Origin of the sequence: Staphylococcus sp. HMSC067F07 (genome assembly GCF_001837405.1) — a bacterium.
Lineage (GTDB): Bacteria > Bacillota > Bacilli > Staphylococcales > Staphylococcaceae > Staphylococcus > Staphylococcus capitis.
The window spans coordinates 20,394-39,318 of sequence record NZ_KV832221.1 but is presented as its reverse complement, the minus strand read 5'-3'; the positions used below and the strand labels follow the sequence as shown (position 1 = coordinate 39,318).

Here is an 18,925-nt window from a genome sequence, read left to right as displayed (position 1 = left end):
GCTTTTTTTATTTTAGTAAGCAAGGTTTCATTCATCAAAGTATTAATGTAAACTTATAAATATATAAAGTTTACATTAATAAGGGCATCACTTGCTGAACTTTAATTTTCAAAAATGAGGGGTTAATTATCATGAATTTAAACTTAGCTGAACGTGTTCTTTATCACGAAGGATTATCACAAGATGAATGTTTGAAGATATATGAAGATCCAAATATCGATACGTTTGAACTCTTGAATGAAGCGTACATCGTAAGAAAACATTACTATGGTAAAAAAGTGAAATTAAATATGATTCTTAATGCGAAAAGTGGAATTTGTTCTGAAGATTGTGGTTACTGCGGTCAATCGGTAAAGATGAAGGAAAAACAACGCTATGCATTGGTAGATCAAGATCAAATTAAAGCGGGAGCACAGGTTGCTACAGACAATCAAATTGGCACATATTGTATTGTCATGAGTGGACGAGGACCCACGAATCGAGAAGTAGATCATATTTGTGAAACGGTTGAAGATATTAAGAAAGTGCACCCACAATTAAAAATTTGTGCATGTCTAGGACTTACAAAAGAAGAACAAGCTGAAAAACTTAAAGGAGCGGGCGTAGATAGATATAACCATAATTTAAATACAAGTGAGCGATATCACGATGAAGTGGTGACTACGCATACATATGAAGATCGAGTGAATACAGTTGAAATGATGAAAGCTAATAACATTTCTCCATGTTCTGGTGTTATTTGTGGCATGGGTGAAACGAATGAGGATGTAATCAATATGGCATTTGCATTGAAAGAAATTGATGCAGACAGCATTCCGATTAATTTCTTACATCCGATTAAGGGAACAAAATTTGGAGGTCTAGACTTATTGTCGCCAATGAAATGTTTAAGAATCATAGCAATGTTCCGTTTAATCAATCCCACGAAAGAAATTAGAATTGCTGGTGGACGAGAAGTTAATCTGCGCTCACTACAAGCAATAGCCTTAAAAGCAGCTAATTCTATTTTTGTTGGAGACTACCTTATTACGGGTGGTCAACCTAACGAAGAGGATTACCACATGATTAAAGATTTAGGGTTTGAAATAGATAGTTAAAGCAGATATTTAGAATTGTATTATAGCTATAGACGGAGTGCATAAACGCTGTCTATGGCTTTTTTAAACAGTGGTTAGTAAATTTATTGAGGTGTAATATACGTTATTAGGGATATTGAACATGTGGGAGGGAGAACGATGGAGGATTATATACTATCTTTAAATCTATTAGATAATCGTTTAAATAAATTAGTTCATATTCATAATGATTTACATGATGAAGTAGACCAAACTTTAGATGAAAAAGAACCAAATAATATAACATACATTAAAAACGCGACTTTGATTTTAATAAAGCTTTATTTATATAAACTCTCTAAAAACAAAGCACGTTATGGTAAAGCAACATCTAAAAACAGCTTAATACATATGTTAAAGGATGAAGAAGCTTATTATGCATTTTATGAGTTTAATAGTGATTTAGAAATTGAAGAGCTTGCACTTACACCAAATTTAGAAAAAAAGTATGAAGAAGATGCATTGAGTTTGTTAAATATTAGAGGCAAACTAACACCTTTTATGAATGTAAGTGAAGATGTTTGGGAATTTGAGAAATTTAACGAAGATATAACTCTAGTTATAAGAAACATTATAAAAAATAATGATGGCATCCTGACAGAAATTCTAGAAGATAACTATAGAAAAGAAAAATTAGACGAGGTTATTAAACTTACATTTATAGACACATACCAAACAAGAAATATGAATAATAAAGCTAGCAATGTAGCTGAAAAATTAATATCTGATTCATAAAAATTTTGAAGAAGGCGAGTTTTTATATTTATAAAGACACGTTTCTAGATAAATTTTTAAGATGTTGGGACAAAGCTGTTAATAACTGCACTTCGAATTAATGTATTTTACATACAAATGTTTTACGTGAAACATGTTTAACTTTTATGAGGCGTAATGAGCGTTAATTATAAGTGATAGTTTTGGCAACTTTAGACCATTTAAATTTGTATTTGTAGCTATACTTGATAAAGCTAAATATAAAGAGGAGGCGACAAGAGAATTCAAAAATTATCTAAAAAAGCAATGAATAAATATCTAAATTACGTTATTATGAAAAATGATAATACATAAAATATAATAGTTTTAAATATTGGAGGATACTTAAGTTTATGGAATATTTACATAAATTTTTACCGATAATCATTTATGTTCTTATTATGGCAATTCATTATGCTTTATCTAGAACAGGTATAAAACTTTTAGGATTTGTAGTACCTGTGATTGTTACGGCTGGATTAATCTATACTTATAAGACCGGAGATTTACAATTAAATTTAGTTGGAACGATTATAATGATAGTTATTTCACTACTAATTTTATCTGTAGAATGGGAAGATGCTCAAAAACGTAATTAAGAGAAATAAATTTTGTGGTTTTTGATAAAAATAAGTTAGCTTTACATAAATAATTTTATTATAATAAAAAATAATTATACAAAATAAAAGTAACCCACCACACCATGACTAAACACCGAGAGGATTTACATTTTATGAAGAAAATAATAATACTCATCACAGTATTTTCACTATTTTTAGGCGCATGTAACACCGACAATTCTACAGAACATAAAAATGATAAAGCAGAAAATCCGACTAAAAAAGATAAAGACAACAAAACATCCCACAAAGAAGCTTCATCAAAAAATACTAATACTGATATCAAAGCTAAAGATAAAGTGGAGAATTTATCAGAAAAGATGAAATTAGCACTTATCTTTTGCGCTGATGATAAAGGGAAATACACATTAACTAAAAATAATATTTTGATAGGTTCTTTTAGAAATGATAAAGATGAATATCGAAAGATAGGACAATTTGTATTAGTTAACTATCCAAAATTCACCAACGCGCCTAAAGGTATGAAGTTTTATTCAATATACCCTAGTAATCATGAAGCCCAAGCAATAGTTGGTATTAGTGACAAAAAGATTATCCTAAGTGGATCTCAAATTCGTATCAAAGATTATCAACAGTTATTAGAGCATGGCAAAGAGTATAGTACCCAAAAGGTCTATGACAAAGTTAAAAATAATAGGGCGCTTCCAGAACTTGCGAATAAGATGCACGTGAGCAATCAATTACCTATCTCAAACGATGAATGGAAATACAATGGATTATCACCAAGAGAATTGTATGAACGTGGTGGAGTCATGGCTCATGGAAGTAGCCAAGTATATAAATTTATTTCTGAACTTGAAGGCGGTTCATTAGATAATGATAAATATCTATGGGATGTTGTTCATTGGCTAAAAGATGGAAACTGGAAAGTTAATTGTCGTAATAAAGATGGTGAAATTGTAGCTACTTATACAACTGTTAATGGCAAAGTAGCTAAGTTTGATGAAAATGGTAAAAGAATTAAATAATACAAGCTAAACTGGTTCTCAATATTAATAGAGAACCATTTTTTATATGTTGACCAAATAACAGTTAGGTATTTTAACTCAACTTTTAAGAATAATGATTCACTGTCGTATTTATTTTTGTTACATTATTCAATGGATATTTTTAGCATTCAACATTAAAAAGTTTGTTCACTTCATACACCATGCTCACTTCATAAGCTTCTTAGCAACGATGTTAACTCAATTTACAAATCTAAAAGCTATCAAGAAAATACTTTTTTTAAAATCAAATTAAACTGAAAATCAAATTATAAACTTAAATAGTTTGCTAGGCTAACCAAAAGTGATACAGTTTTTAATGGACTTATTTTTGAAAGGGGTAAGATGTCATGGCGAGTAATGAAATGACAACCGCCAAACGTAACACCATTGTGTTAGTGATGCTTATTAGCGCATTTGTGGCAATGTTAAACCAAACGATCTTAAATACTGCATTGCCCGCAATTATAAAAGGATTGAACATTACAGAAACAACTGCACAATGGTTGATCACAGGCTTTATGCTAGTGAACGGAATCATGATACCACTCACAGCATTTTTAATGGATAAATATACGACACGTAAACTTTATATCTTTTCTATGGCAGCGTTCCTCATTGGTTCAATTATAGCTGCTTTATCTCCAGGATTTGAAATCCTAATGGTTGCTCGTATTATACAAGCAATCGGTGCTGGAATATTACTTCCACTAATGCAATTTACAGTGTTTACACTATTCCCTGTAGAAAAACGCGGATTCGCAATGGGTCTCACAGGTATAGTGGCGCAAACAGCACCAGCGATTGGGCCAACACTTACAGGATTACTTATCGATTTCTTTAGTTGGAGAATGCCATTCTACATCGTTGCAGCAATCGCACTTATCGCATTCGCAATTGGGTTCTTCTTTGTTGAGAATAACGGTCAAACTAAAGAAACAGTACTCGATAAAATATCAGTCGTTTATTCAACATTTGGTTTCGGCTTAATTCTATTCGCATTTAGTAGTGTAAGTACATTTGGAATCGCATCGATCCCAGTCATCACTACATTTATTCTAGGTTTAATCGTGATTGCAATTTTTACATTCCGTCAATTAAAAATCGACCATCCATTATTAAACTTAAGCGTATTTAAAAGCAAAGTATTTACATTATCTGCTATAGCTTCAATGCTTGTCTTTATAGGTATTGTTGGACCTGCTCTACTTATTCCTATGTACGTTCAAACAGGATTAGGTCTCTCAGCATTACTTTCAGGTTTAGTGATACTACCAGGTGCAGTGTTCAATGCATTTATTTCAGTTTATACTGGTAAGATTTTTGATAAATATGGCATCAAGGTACTTGTTATTCCTGGATTTACAGTATTAATCATAATGACGATATTACATGCATTCTTAACTACAGAAACGCCATTCTGGTATGTTGTAGTGATTTACGCAATACGTATGATTTCTGTAGGTTTACTTATTATGCCACTTAATACAGTAGGTCTTAATGCGCTTAAACCAGAAGAAATTTCACACGGCACAGCAATTATGAACTCTCTACGTATCATTGCAGGTGCGATGGGAACTGCTATCAGTATTACAATATTATCAATTGTAGCTAAGAATTATACGGCTACGCATCATACGATGTCTAAAGTGAAATTAGCACGAGAATCAACAGTTCAAGGTGTCGATGCAGCATTTATCTTCACCACAGTATTAATTGTGATTGGCTTTATACTTGCGTTATTTATTAAAGAGAATCGCAACGCCAAAGATACAGATTCTTCCTCTGAAAAATAAAACTCACAATTAAATAGCACAAAGAAAGATGGTCATTTCCTAGGTAATAGGAAATGACCATCTTTCTTTTTATATATGTAATTAAGCATCTTTTTGTCGTGCGCGTTCTTCTCTATGTCTTTGACGTCTTTGTTCTTCTTTCGAAAGGTGATTTGGGTATTTCTCAGGGTGTTTATAACCATCGATTGCACCTAAAAACATGCCTTTAACAAAACTTGTAATCCCTTTACCAATACCGAAAACAAATCGAATCATACCATAAATCGCAAAAATCCATAGCAATATATAGCCCATATTGAAACTCCTTTTTTATTTTACAATAACATAAAAAGACAATTTCGATGAAATTTATAAAAAACTTTGCTGGTAAATTTTTTAATACATAAAATATCGTAGCTACTAGTCTAAAAAAATTTAGGGGTAAGACTGCGCACCGTATGCATTAATTCCATTCTTATCGTGCTTTTTTAAAAATATCCTCAAGTGATATTCACGTTTTTTATAAAAAGTTAAAATGCAGTTGCCTATTGTATAAAATGTTACATCACACTATGATGTTGTTAATAGTTTTAAATAAAAAAAGAGATAGAAAAAAATTACATGTCGATATTTAATTAATTTAATGTAATATAAATATAACTAATACATTATTTGATATTTTAATAAAGTGAAGGGAGTTATACATATGATTAAAGATCAAGTAGCTATTATTACTGGCTCAGCGAGTGGTATTGGTTTAGAAATTGCTAAATCCTTTATTGAACAAGGCGCCAAAGTTGTCTTCTCAGACATTAATGAAGAAGGCCTTAATAACGTCTTCCACCAATTTCAGCGACAAGGCTATGACTGTCGGGCTATCAAAGCGGACGTCTCTAATGAGGAAGATGTGAAGCATCTTATCGCTGAGACGAGACATCAATATGGTCGTATAGATATTGTTATTAATAATGCTGGTTTACAGAATGTAGCTAATATAGAAGACTTTCCAACTGAAAAGTTTAAACAGATGATAGATATCATGCTTGTTGGTGCCTTTTTAATGACAAAGCATGTTCTTCCTATTATGAAGGCGCAACACTATGGCAGAATCTTAAATATGTCATCTATTAATGGTGTCATCGGTTTCGCAGGAAAATCAGCTTATAATAGCGCTAAACATGGAATTATTGGTTTAACAAAAGTAACAGCTTTAGAAACAGCTGAGGACGGTATCACAGTGAATGCGATTTGTCCTGGATATATCGACACACCACTTGTTAGAGGACAGATGGAAGACTTAGCACAAATGCGAAATGTAGACGTAGCGCAAGTGATGGATGAAGTGTTGTTCCCATTAATTCCTCAAAAACGATTAATCGATATTCAAGAAATTGCCGATTATGCCATATTTTTAGCAAGTAAATCGACGAAAAGTGTGACAGGACAAGCTATTATTATAGATGGTGGTTATACAGTCCAGTAATAGTGTGACCTCTTAATTAAAAATAAAATACTGTTAAGCTAAGAAAAGTATCTACAATTTAATACTTATCAAGCTTAAGGGGGAGAAAAGATAGAATGAGAAAAATGAGCATCACCTTAAAAGTAAGATTAATATGTAGTTTCTTTGAAAATTTAATTGTTATGGCATTTTTGCCTTTTATAGCTTTATACCTAACGGATATGGTCAATCAGGCCTTTTCAGGTATATTTCTTTTTATTTTAGTTTTAATCAATTTTCCAATTTCGATGATTTCGGGGCATATTATTGAGCGTTATCCTAAAAAACGCACAATGCTTATATATCAAATTATTGAGTGTATAAGTTTGCTTGCAATGGCATTTTCAGTCTCTAATCAGACATTGCTTATCATCATATTTTGCATAGCTTATACGGTTTTTAGTATTTCGTCTGGTATGATTGCACCGCTTATAGAAACGATGATCATGGACGCGATTACGCCAGAAGTTGAACATTACATATATAAAGTAAGTTATTGGCTTACTAACGTAGCCGTTGCTTGTGGTGCATTTTTAGGAGGAGCCATGTATCACGCGAATAAATCGGCGTTGTTTTTGATCGCTTTTGTGATTTTCGTACTTGTATTCGTGGCTTTATATATTTGGATTCCTAATGATAACGCCAAACCGTTGAATAAAGAGGGACAAACTTTTAATAATGTATTAAGTTTGAAAGGCTTTTTACGTAATTATCAGCTTGTGCTAAAAGATAAATTATTTATGTATTTAATTATCGGCTCAAGTATTCTTTTAATGGGTGAATTATCCACGTCATCTTATGTTTCAATTAGACTTAAAAAGGAATTCGAAACTTTATCAATGTTTCATGTCTCAATTGATGGAGTTAAAATGTATTCAATTTTAATTATGACTAATACGCTAGTTGTAATAGCTTTAACGTATTTTGTATCTAAATATATCTTGAAAATGAATAATCAAAAAGCGTTATTTGTAGGTCTCATCATGTATGTAGTAGGTTATTCAGGCATTACCTATTTAAATGATTTTACTTTACTTATGATAGTTATGGTTATAGCCACGTTAGGTGAGATGATTTACTCTCCGATTACTGAAGAACATAGATATAAGATGATTCCTGCACAGAAGAGAGGCACATATTCTGCAATACGTGCATTAAGTTTTAACTTTGCGCAATTAATTGCAAGACTGGGTATTATTTTAGGCGTATTGATGAACGCCCTAGGTATGACGATTTATATGGCACTGATTCTTACTTTAGGAAGTATATTGCTCTATCGTGCGGTGTACCAATTTAATTTAAAGGCTAATAATGAAAATCATTAATTGTGAATTTTATAACCTACTAAATTGCTCGTGATTAAAAATAAAATATATTTATTAAGATTTTGTAAAAAATTCACTTTAGTAATTGTTTTCAAACCTTTGAATGTACTAATATATAGCTTATCTAGAGAATATATGTAAGTTATTTGTTAGTGAGTATTATAAAGTATGAGTACGAAAGAAGGACTTGAATGACTATTGAAACATTGCATTTTCAACACTATTTTTATCAAAAATATTTACAATCAACTTCAACTACAAAGAGGGTGACGTACTGGGTTCGATTAGATCAAGATATCGAGCGTCATCGATTGATGTATGCACTGCTAGATGTAGTACAACATCAGCCACAGTTGAGGGCGACATTCAAGCATTGTAACGACCAATTGCGCATCAATGTGCGAGAATTTTTCCCATTTATACAGATTAAAGAAGTGAATCAATGTTCTAAAAAAGTTGATATCACGACTTACCTCAACCAAGAGTTGAATTCCTACTATTTCAATCAATTACCTCTATTTAATTTTACAATTTATCAATTTTTAGATGAAACGTTCTTACTTTTAGATTTCCATTCCATGATTTTCAATGATAGCCAGTTAGATGATTTCTTTAAACAACTAAATATCGCGTATAGCTATGGTCTATTTCATGAACATACTGTATCGGATTTTTATCACATGATTAAAGAAATGAATGTAGCGACTGATGCTTCAAATGAGGACAATCAACAACATTTAAATCACTTTGAAATGGCTCATGCCGATCAAGATTGTGAATCATACATGCCTATAAAACGAAATTCAGAACAACCACAAGTTGAACATACAAGTGTAGATCTTGAATCATTTGATATGACTCGTCTAGTTACAAGCACTTATTTAGCGAATTACTTTTTGAGTCAGTCCAATCAAGTGACGTTGGGAATTCATTTTCCAATGGAATATGACAAAACTGACGATATGATGTTACTTAACATACTTGTAGCACCACTGAGTTTAAATATAGACACTACGCTTTCTGCAGACGTAATTATGAATGAATGGGAATTAGCGATAGATGATATGAAAGCCAACGGGACAGGTTTCTTAAGTGAACCTAATGCAAGTGATATGGAATTCGAAACAATCATACATGCAACGCAATTTAACGAGTACTTTGAGTTAAATCACACCGAACATAAAGTTCATCGATTGCATAGTGATAGTTCTTTATTAGCTGACATAGAAATATATCCACGTCCTCACCAAGGCTTTGATATTGTATACAATACAAATGCCTATGATGAGCTAACGATTCAAACATTAGTTAGTTTAATTAGAAGTATTAATATGCAATTAACACATAATCCTTCAAAGATAATTAAAGATATAGAATTATGTAATGAAAATGATTTTGAAATCTATCAAAACATCAACCATTCAACAAGTTCATCACTTTATCAAACGGTAATGGAACGTTTTGAATATCAAGTAGAACAGTATCCAAATCAAATAGCATTGCAATATGAACAACAATCCATGACATATGCGGAATTGAACTACCATGTGAATCGTTTGGCACAATATTTGCGACACACTTATCATGTACAACCCAATGATATTATCGCGCTCTTGGCAGAACGAAGTATCGAAATGGTTATAGGTATGTTAGGTATTTTAAAGGCAGGCGCTGGATACTTACCGATTGATCCAGATTATCCTGAAGATAGAACAACCTTTATTATTGAAGATGCACAGCCTAAAGCAATCGTGACATATCAAGCGACAATACAGTCTGACGTTCCTCAAATTGAACTAGACACATTTGATTGGAATGGCGACGAAGCGGAAACTGACAACCCAAGTCATATCAATACTGATGAGGATACTGCATACATCATTTATACTTCAGGTACAACAGGTAAGCCTAAAGGGACAGTGGTTCCTCATAGAGGGATTGATCGTTTAGTTCATGAACCTAATTATGTTGAATTAAATGATCAAACGGTTATTTTATTATCGGGAACTGTAGCGTTTGATGCTGCCACATTTGAAATTTATGGTGCGCTATTAAACGGTGGATGTTTAGTATTAACGTCGAAAGATACTTTACTTAACCCTGTTCAATTAGGTCAAACAATTGTGAATCAACAAGTCAACACGATGTGGTAAACGTCATCCCTTTTCAATCAAATTGCAAGTGAACGTATCGAGGCGCTAGAACCCTTAACGTATCTATTAATTGGTGGTGAGGTGCTAAATGCGAAATGGGTGAATCTATTAAACTCACGTCAACGCCATCCTCAAATCATTAACGGTTATGGTCCAACAGAGAATACGACATTCACGACGACTTATGCGATACCTGATGAGATGCCAAATCGAATTCCTATTGGTCAACCAATCAATGGAACAACGGTTTACGTGATGCAAGGTGAGCACTTATGTGGTGTAGGTGTGCCTGGGGAATTATGCATAGGAGGCGCTGGTCTGGCGAAGGGATATTTAAATCAACCAGAGCTCACTGCTGAAAGGTTTATCACCTCTCCCTTTGAAAATGAGCGCCTATACCGCAGTGGGGATTTAGTACGTCTTCAAGAAGACGGTCATATTGATTATCTCAGTCGTATCGATAAGCAAGTTAAAATTCGTGGCTTTAGAATTGAACTATCAGAAATTGAAAAAGCAATTGAAGCGATTAGAGATATTAATAAAGCAGTCGTTATTGTGCGTGAAGAGGAGCAAGACAAGCAAATTGTGGCATATTATGAAGCGCAACAATCTCAATCGACGAGTCACTTGAAAGAAGTGTTAAGTGAAACATTGCCACAATATATGATTCCAGTTCATTTCATGAAAATAGATAAAATACCTATCACTATCAATGGTAAATTAGACAAGCGAGCTTTACCGGATATTGATAGAGTTGATTTATCAAACTATGTGGCGCCACGTAACGAAGGTGAACGTATTATATGTCAAATCTTTGAAGATATCTTACATGTCGACCAAGTAGGTATTAAAGATAATTTCTTTGAACTTGGTGGGCACTCATTGCGTGCAACGTTAGTTGTGAATCGTATCGAATCCCAACTTAAGAAACGTTTAAAAGTCGGAGATATTATGAAATTACCGACTGTTGAACAATTAAGTCAACACATTATGGAAATGCAAAATGAAGACTATGAAGTCATACCTAAAGCGCAAAGAGCTGAGCAATACGAATTAAGTGCTGTTCAAAAAAGTATGTACTTATTGTGGAGTGTCAATCCTGAAGACACTGTTTATAATATTCCGTTCTTATGGCGATTGTCTTCTGAATTAAACGTAGAGCAATTGAAGCGAGCGTTGAACCAACTTATTGCTCGTCACGAAATTTTAAGGACTCAATATATAGTGGATGGCAATGAAGTGAAACAAAGAGTAGCAGACAATGTTGCTGCTGATTTTAAAGAAGTGACGACACGACTTACAGATGAACAACAAATTATTCAGGCCTTTATGCAACCGTTTAATTTAGAGCAACCTAGTCAAATGCGTGTAAGATATATCCATGGTCCACATGAGGATTATCTGTTTATGGATACGCATCACAGTATCAATGACGGTATGAGTAATACGATTTTATTAGCAGATTTAAATGCTTTATATCAAGAAAAATCACTTCCTAATCTATCACTGCAATATAAAGATTATAGTGAATGGATGGCTCATCGAGATTTATCTATTCAACGTCGCTATTGGTTACAACAATTTGAAGATGGTGTTCCTGTATTAAATATGCCGACAGATTATCCAAGACCTAGTATTAAGACGACACATGGTCAAATGTTGACGTTCCATTTTGATAAGAACTTAAAATCACAGTTGCAAAATTATGTGGAGAAACATCAAATGACTGATTTCATGTTCTTTGCAAGTGCAATAATGGTATTGCTTCATAAATATACACGCCAAGATGACATTGTCATAGGGAGCGTTATAAGTGCCCGCACTCATCGTGACACTGAAAATATGCTTGGTATGTTTGCGAATACACTACTTTACCGTGGCCATCCAACGAACGATAAAACATGGGAACAATTGATGTCTGAAGTGAAAGAAACAAGTCTCGGTGCGTATGAACATCAAGAGTATCCATTTGAAAGTCTTGTTAACGATTTGATGGATGAACGAGATGCTTCGCGTAATCCATTATTCGACGTAATGCTTGTATTACAAAACAACGAAACAAACCATGCTAACTTTGGACATAGTCAACTGACGCACATTCCACCTCAAACGACAACAGCTAAATTTGACTTGTCGTTTATCATTGAGGAAGATCGAGACGACTATGTGGTTAATATTGAATATAATACAGATTTATATGCGGAAGAGACGATTCATAATCTTGCTTACCAGCTTGAAAATATCATCCAACATGTGACATCTACTCAAGCTTTAAAAATTCAAGATATTCAAGAACCTCCGGATATGCTGGAATGGGTTGAAACAAATGTTAATCATCATACCCTATATTTCCCGGAAAATAATTCCCTACAGCAATTATTCAATCATGTAGTTAATGAGAAGAAAGATGAGATTGCACTGAAAATGAACGGGCAATCAATGACGTATGATGAATTAAATCATTATGCAAATCGTATAGCCAATGAGCTTATGAAAAATGGAGTGACATATGGAGAGCGAGTTGCATTATTAATAGATAGAAGCTTTGAAATGATTGCGAGTATGATTGCATCATGGAAGATAGGTGCGTCGTATGTTCCAATTGATATCACGCATCCTGATAAACGTATTGAGTTAATGATTGAAGATGCTCAAGTGTCAGCCATTTTAACTTATGGTAAGGAGTTTGATTCTAACCTATTAACGATTGCATTAGAGTCTATTGATAAAGAATCGCCCGTTGAAAAGTCATTTTCAGAATATGAGGGTAGTCTAGAAGATGAACTTTATAGCATTTACACATCTGGAACAACTGGCATGCCAAAAGGTGTGGCGGTAAGACAACGTAATGTTTTAAACTTGGTAAATGCTTGGACAGAGAGACTTGAATTATCGGAAGATGAAACGTTTATTCAATATGCGAATTACGTCTTCGATGCATCTGCGATGGATATCTATTGCAGTCTGTTAAATGGTTATACACTTGTGATTGCAAACAATGAAGAACGTACTGATACAGAGCAGCTACAACGACTGATTGAAAGAGAACGTATTACGGTTGCATCTATACCACTTCAAGTTTGTAACGTCATGGAAGATTTCTATATACCTAAGTTAATTACTGGTGGTGCAACAAGTACTCCAACGTTTGTGCGTCATATTTCAGAGCATTGCGATACGTACTTTAATGCGTATGGACCTTCTGAATCCACAGTGATTGCTTCAAACTGGTCATACACTAAAGGTGAGCCTATTCCATCAACAATACCTATAGGACAACCTTTAGCTAACATTCAAGTATACATTTTATCGGGTATGCAATTGTGTGGTGTAGGTGTTTCAGGAGAATTGTGTATCGCAGGTGAAAGTTTAACGGCTGGTTATTTAAATAGACCTGAACTTACTGCTGAATCTTTCATAGATAATCCATTTGGTGAAGGCAAATTATATCGCAGTGGTGACCTTGCAAGATATACACATGATGGTCAAATTGAATTTATGGGGCGAATAGATAATCAAGTTAAAGTCAATGGTTACCGTATCGAACTTGGAGAAATCGAAAACATTATCAATTTAGTAGAGGGCGTTTCTGATAGCGTAGTTATCGTTGATCAACAAGGAGAACATGAAGTTCTACATGCCTATTATGTAGGCGATAAAGACATTAAGTCAGACATCGTAAGACAGTTAAATCAATACTTACCTAAGTACATGATTCCAAAAACTGTCACAGCAATTGATGTTATTCCGTTAACACGTAATGATAAAGTAGATGAATCAAAATTACCTCGTCCACAAATTCAAAGAAATGGATATGTAGAACCTAGAAATGATATGGAACGCCAATTCGCTTCAATATTTGCTGACGTGTTAGAGCTTCCGACGATAGGCATAGACGATGACTTCTTCGAAATAGGTGGTACGTCACTAGATGCGATGGTTGCGGTATCTAAGCTTAAATCTCATGATATAAATCTCACTATGCAAGATATATATCAATATAAATCAATAAGACATTTGGCAGAAGTCTTTGAAGGCGGAAAAGAGCTAGTGGAAGTTGAACTTCCAGATCACTTGTCTCAACTTCAAGCATTAGTCAAACGTCGTTACCAATTGAATGTAAGTAATGAGACTCAAAACTCACTTGGAAGAGTTCTCCTTACTGGAGGTACTGGTTTCTTAGGTGCATATCTAATTAATGAGTTACAAGACCAAGCTACTAAAGTGACATGCTTAGTAAGAGGTCAAGTTATCAAAGATGCACGTGCTAAAGTTGAAGCGAATTTACTTAGCTACTTCGAGGCAGATAAAGTTGAAGAACTCATGGATAAGGTAGAGGTAGTTCTAGGAGACTTAGCAAACTTAGATGCATTTAACGTTGAAGATACAATTGATACAATCATTCATGCTGGGGCGCGTACAGATCATTTCGGAGATGATGAAAACTTTATTCACGTAAACGTACAGAGTACCGAAGCTTTATTAGCTCTAGCACAGCAACATCAAGCGAAATTTATATACATTTCGACAATTAGTGTTGGAGCAGTCTTTGATGTCCACACCGAGGATAAGGCTTTTTCTGAAAAAGATGTTTATAAACAACAATTATTTACATCACCTTATACAAAAAGTAAATTCTATAGTGAAATCAAAGTTTTAGAAGCGGTTAATGATGGTTTAGATGCTCAAATTATGAGACTAGGGAATTTAACAAGTGCTTATTCTGGCGCGTTAAACATGACAAATCTTACGACAAACCGTTTTTCAATTATGATGCATGAATTATTAAAAATATCATCTATTGGAGAATATTTCGGTAAAACATCTGTAGACTTATCATTTATTGATATTACCGCACGTCATGTTGTGAAGATTGCTGCATCCCAAGCGCAATCAATTATTTATCATATTTATTCTCCTCATACGAGAACTATGCAAAGCGTATTAGAGAATGCAAAACAAACTCAGATGAATATCATTAGTGACGAGGAATTTGAACAAATGTTGCTTAATAATGGTATGCATGAGGTTATCGGTTTAAGTAGCGGAGATACAACCCAAGTTCCCGCACAAATCGAATCTGAGATGACCCAACATGTTATAGCACAGTTAGGTGACGGATGGCCTCATGTCACTTCTCAATGGTTACGTGCTTGGAGAGATTTACTCATTGAAAAATTTAAAGAATCTGAGGAACATGAATGACACTATTTTTAACGAAAATAAATGATGACATAACAAATATTGAACATCGTTTATTTCAATCATATCGACAATTAAAGAAACCTGAACGTTCAAAATATCGTTTTAAAAAAGATCGTGTCATGCATCAAATAGGAGATATGTTGATTCAGTACTGTATCGAGCAATGTTATGGTCTGAACATAAATCAGTGGAAGTATCATGTTACAAAGAATGGTAAGATTGAGATTCAAAGTAGGAAACATATTAATGTGAATCTTTCATACAGTTTTCCGTATATTGTATGCGCTATTGATCAACATCCAGTAGGCGTCGATATTGAAGAAATTAAAGATTTGAATTATTTAAACTTGGCTACACAATTTTCCGTAAATGAATTTAACCAAGTACGACAATTAAAAGATTTTTATACAATTTGGACGAAAAAAGAAAGTTATACGAAATTGATAGGAGAAGGGTTACTCAAAGGCTTAGATGTTTATGACGTAACACAGCCCTTATACTATCAAGATGACAAGGTGTTCTTTCAAGAATATATATGCCAAGATAGAATGATTCATTTGTGTTCAAATCATAGTCGTAAACATGAGATAGTTAAAAAATCACTAGATTGTTTCCTTTAATCACTAGTAATTGAAAAGAAAAGTCATCCATACTTCTTTATTCCACTTAATACTTATACATTAACGTGCAACTGTACGTCTAAATTATAAATCATAGAATTTTATCAAAGACACTTTCTATTTGAGGTAATAGGAAGTGTCTTTTTGTATGTCTTTAACAAGATGTAAAAGTAACTTCATGCTAGCTTAATGTTCGTATTTTATGATAAGGGTGCCTTTAGGTGTTTGTAAGGTATTTTTAATAGAAAGGAGTATGAAGATGATAAAAGCATGGTTGAGTAAAATATTTGAGTTAATTCCACGCGCTATCGTAAATATTTTCGTTTAAAGCAAGCTTCTAAACTAAAAAATTAAAACTGAGGTGCTAAAAAATGAAAAACAGAAAGAACTCTTACAGTATTCGCAAATTAAGTGTTGGTGCGTCTTCAATCATTGTCGCATCGATGTTATTTATTGGGGGCGGCGCTGCACACGCGGCAGAACAGGATGTACAAGGGAATTCTGAAAGTCATACAGCACAATCACACGGGGCAGATAATGAAAATTTAAGTGAGCCACAAACGAATGATCAAAAAGATAGCCAAACAGTAGAAACTAAGAATGATACTTCATCAGCTATACATAAAGATGAAACACAAAACCAAGCGCAAACAAACACTGCGAATCATCCATCAAACAATGATAATCAATCTAATGAAGACCTAACGACAGATCAATCTACTTCGGAACAGACAGATAAAGATCAATCAAAAGAACAACCAGTTGATAATCAAACTACAGAAGATAAACAATCAAAACAAGATATTAATCAATCAAACTTACAAAAGCAATCACCTGAAAATAATGATGGACAAGAAAGTAAAACTCAACAAGATACAGTCAATAAGCAGGAAAGTGCAGCTGTAACGACACCTGCAAAAGAAAATCAAGATAATAAGCAGCAAAATTTAGATGAAACTGCTAATAAAACAACACAAGAGTCAAGTTCAGAAGTAGCAAAGGTTCGTAATAATGAGGAAACTGCAAAATCTGAAGATACTCAATCAGATAATGAAAAAGAGCAAACAACCTCTGAGGACGTGAAAGATCAAGCATCTTCATATGAAAATACATTAGAGTCTTCTCAAAATAATAAAGCTGATGCAACAACACCTAATAACGACAAAGATAAAACAAATAAAACTCAACCAGAGCAACGTAATCATAAAGTATCAACTTCAACTCAAAATAAAGAATTAAATCGTGAAACAACACAGCAATCTAAAGATAATGAACAACAAAGCGATGTTGCAGAAAAAGAAGCTCCAGTAGAAGCTTTAAATAATGATCAACAGTCAAATTCATCTCAAAAAGATGCAAAAGATAAACAACTTAAAGTAAATGATTTAAAGAATGATAAAGCGACAGACCATTCTTCACCTAGTGACAAAGATGATCAATCTAAAAAAGGATTAAATACGTTAACACGCAATGCGATTGCTACACCTAAAAAGAAATCAGCACAACAATCTGAAACAAAAGTTAAAAAGCAAGGCGATAAATCCTTCCCACAAATTCAATATAAAAACCATGATCCAATCATACTTGTTCATGGCTTCAACGGATATACTGCAGATAATGGTCCAGTACTAGGTCATAACTACTGGGGCGGTAAACGAATTAAACTTACACAAGAGTTAAGAGCTAAAGGTTACAACGTTAGTGAAGCGAGCGTGAGTGCATTCGGCAGTAACTATGATAGAGCCGTGGAATTATATTACTATATTAAAGGCGGTACAGTTGATTACGGTGCTGCACATGCTGCTAAATACGGTCATGATCGTTATGGTAAAACATATGCTGGGGCGTATCGCGATTGGAAGCCTGGTCAAAAAATTCATTTAATTGGTCATAGTATGGGTGGACAAACTGTTCGTTTACTAGAAGAAATGCTTCGAAAAGGTAATCCTGAAGAAGTTAAATATCAAAAGAAACACGGTGGCGACATTTCTCCTTTATATAAAGGTGGCCAAGATAACATGGTTTCTTCAATCACGACATTAGCAGCACCACACAATGGTACTCATGCAGCTGATATCGGCAACGAACCATTTATTCGCCAACTTGCATATGATTACGCTAAATTCCAAGGTAGTAAACATTCAAAAGTTGACGTAGGTTTAAAACAATGGGGTCTTGCTCAAAGAGACGATGAAACGAATGCTGAATATCTAAAACGTGTTAAGAATACTAGTAAGATATGGAAAACGAAAGATAATGCATTCTATGATTTAAGTCGTGAAGGTACAAGTAAGTTAAATCACCATACGTCACTCAATCCAAATATTGTATATAAAACATACAGTGGGGAATCAACAAGACCAGCATTGAATGGTAGACAAAAAGCTGATATTAATATGGGTATGTCCTATATCGTTACAGGCAATGTGATTGGTAAAGTTCCTGAGAAAGAATGGAGAGTGAATGATGGCTTAGTTTCAGTTGTTTCAGCACAACATCCATTTAACCAAGCATACACACCTGCAACGAAAGATATTAAAAAAGGTGTATGGCAAGTAATGCCTGTAAAACATGAATGGGATCACGGTGATTTCGTTGGATCAGATGGTACAGAAGCACGTATTTCAGTAGATGATTTAAGAGCATTCTGGGACAGCATTGCTGAAGAAATTGTTCAAAATGAAAAAGTAACAGATAAATAACGTTTCAATATATGCACGTCGTTGATATAGAGGACCTTTATCTTCGGAGTGTTTTTTTATGTAAGAAGCTATATGAAGATCGCAATCAAACAACACGATATATTGTGTCTAATTATATTTAATATCTAAAAGACTAAATAAACTAGTCG

10 protein-coding genes and 1 pseudogene are annotated in these 18,925 nt (G+C 33.7%); 10 read left to right on the top strand and 1 reads right to left on the bottom strand.

The features are described 5' to 3' along the window. Positions 1 to 131: 131 nt before the first annotated feature. From bioB to HMPREF2706_RS02225, 5 genes are all read left to right on the top strand, one after another. On the top strand, positions 132 to 1,097 hold the full coding sequence (bioB, locus tag HMPREF2706_RS02245) for a biotin synthase BioB (RefSeq protein ID WP_030063538.1): 966 nt from the start codon (positions 132 to 134) through the stop codon (positions 1,095 to 1,097). 138 nt (positions 1,098 to 1,235) lie between these two features. After that, complete coding sequence (locus tag HMPREF2706_RS02240; RefSeq protein ID WP_030063540.1) at positions 1,236 to 1,850, top strand: hypothetical protein; 615 nt, start codon at positions 1,236 to 1,238, stop codon at positions 1,848 to 1,850. A gap of 371 nt (positions 1,851 to 2,221) precedes the next feature. Continuing rightward, positions 2,222 to 2,467, top strand: coding sequence for a hypothetical protein (locus HMPREF2706_RS02235; protein ID WP_002434939.1), 246 nt, complete (start codon positions 2,222 to 2,224; stop codon positions 2,465 to 2,467). A gap of 134 nt (positions 2,468 to 2,601) precedes the next feature. Continuing rightward, positions 2,602 to 3,477: a hypothetical protein gene (locus HMPREF2706_RS02230; RefSeq protein ID WP_049326425.1), complete on the top strand. Its 876-nt coding sequence runs from the start codon at positions 2,602 to 2,604 to the stop codon at positions 3,475 to 3,477. Between the two features lie 368 nt (positions 3,478 to 3,845). Beyond that, positions 3,846 to 5,291 carry an MDR family MFS transporter gene (locus HMPREF2706_RS02225; RefSeq protein WP_030058818.1) on the top strand — a complete coding sequence of 482 codons (1,446 nt, stop codon included), beginning with the start codon at positions 3,846 to 3,848 and terminating at the stop codon, positions 5,289 to 5,291. Positions 5,292 to 5,372: 81 nt separating this feature from the next. Here the strand turns inward: HMPREF2706_RS02225 and HMPREF2706_RS02220 are convergent, their stop codons facing one another. Further along, the gene (locus HMPREF2706_RS02220; RefSeq protein WP_002454270.1) at positions 5,373 to 5,585 is read right to left on the bottom strand and encodes a hypothetical protein; all 213 of its coding nucleotides are present in this window, start codon (positions 5,583 to 5,585) and stop codon (positions 5,373 to 5,375) included. 391 nt (positions 5,586 to 5,976) lie between these two features. Here HMPREF2706_RS02220 and HMPREF2706_RS02215 point away from each other — a divergent pair, with 391 nt between their 5' ends. From HMPREF2706_RS02215 to lip, 5 genes and pseudogenes are all read left to right on the top strand, one after another. Beyond that, positions 5,977 to 6,753, top strand: coding sequence for a 3-hydroxybutyrate dehydrogenase (locus HMPREF2706_RS02215; protein WP_030058821.1), 777 nt, complete (start codon positions 5,977 to 5,979; stop codon positions 6,751 to 6,753). A gap of 95 nt (positions 6,754 to 6,848) precedes the next feature. After that, on the top strand, positions 6,849 to 8,096 hold the full coding sequence (locus HMPREF2706_RS02210; RefSeq protein ID WP_030058823.1) for an MDR family MFS transporter: 1,248 nt from the start codon (positions 6,849 to 6,851) through the stop codon (positions 8,094 to 8,096). Positions 8,097 to 8,287: 191 nt separating this feature from the next. After that, positions 8,288 to 15,454: pseudogene (gene ausA / locus HMPREF2706_RS02205) on the top strand (aureusimine non-ribosomal peptide synthetase AusA). Beyond that, positions 15,451 to 16,074 carry an aureusimine biosynthesis 4'-phosphopantetheinyl transferase AusB gene (gene ausB, locus HMPREF2706_RS02200; RefSeq protein ID WP_070862165.1) on the top strand — a complete coding sequence of 208 codons (624 nt, stop codon included), beginning with the start codon at positions 15,451 to 15,453 and terminating at the stop codon, positions 16,072 to 16,074. Before ausA ends, ausB begins: the two are co-directional and overlap by 4 nt. A gap of 371 nt (positions 16,075 to 16,445) precedes the next feature. Beyond that, positions 16,446 to 18,776 carry a YSIRK-targeted triacylglycerol lipase gene (lip, locus tag HMPREF2706_RS02195; RefSeq protein ID WP_030058830.1) on the top strand — a complete coding sequence of 777 codons (2,331 nt, stop codon included), beginning with the start codon at positions 16,446 to 16,448 and terminating at the stop codon, positions 18,774 to 18,776. Positions 18,777 to 18,925: the final 149 nt, after the last annotated feature.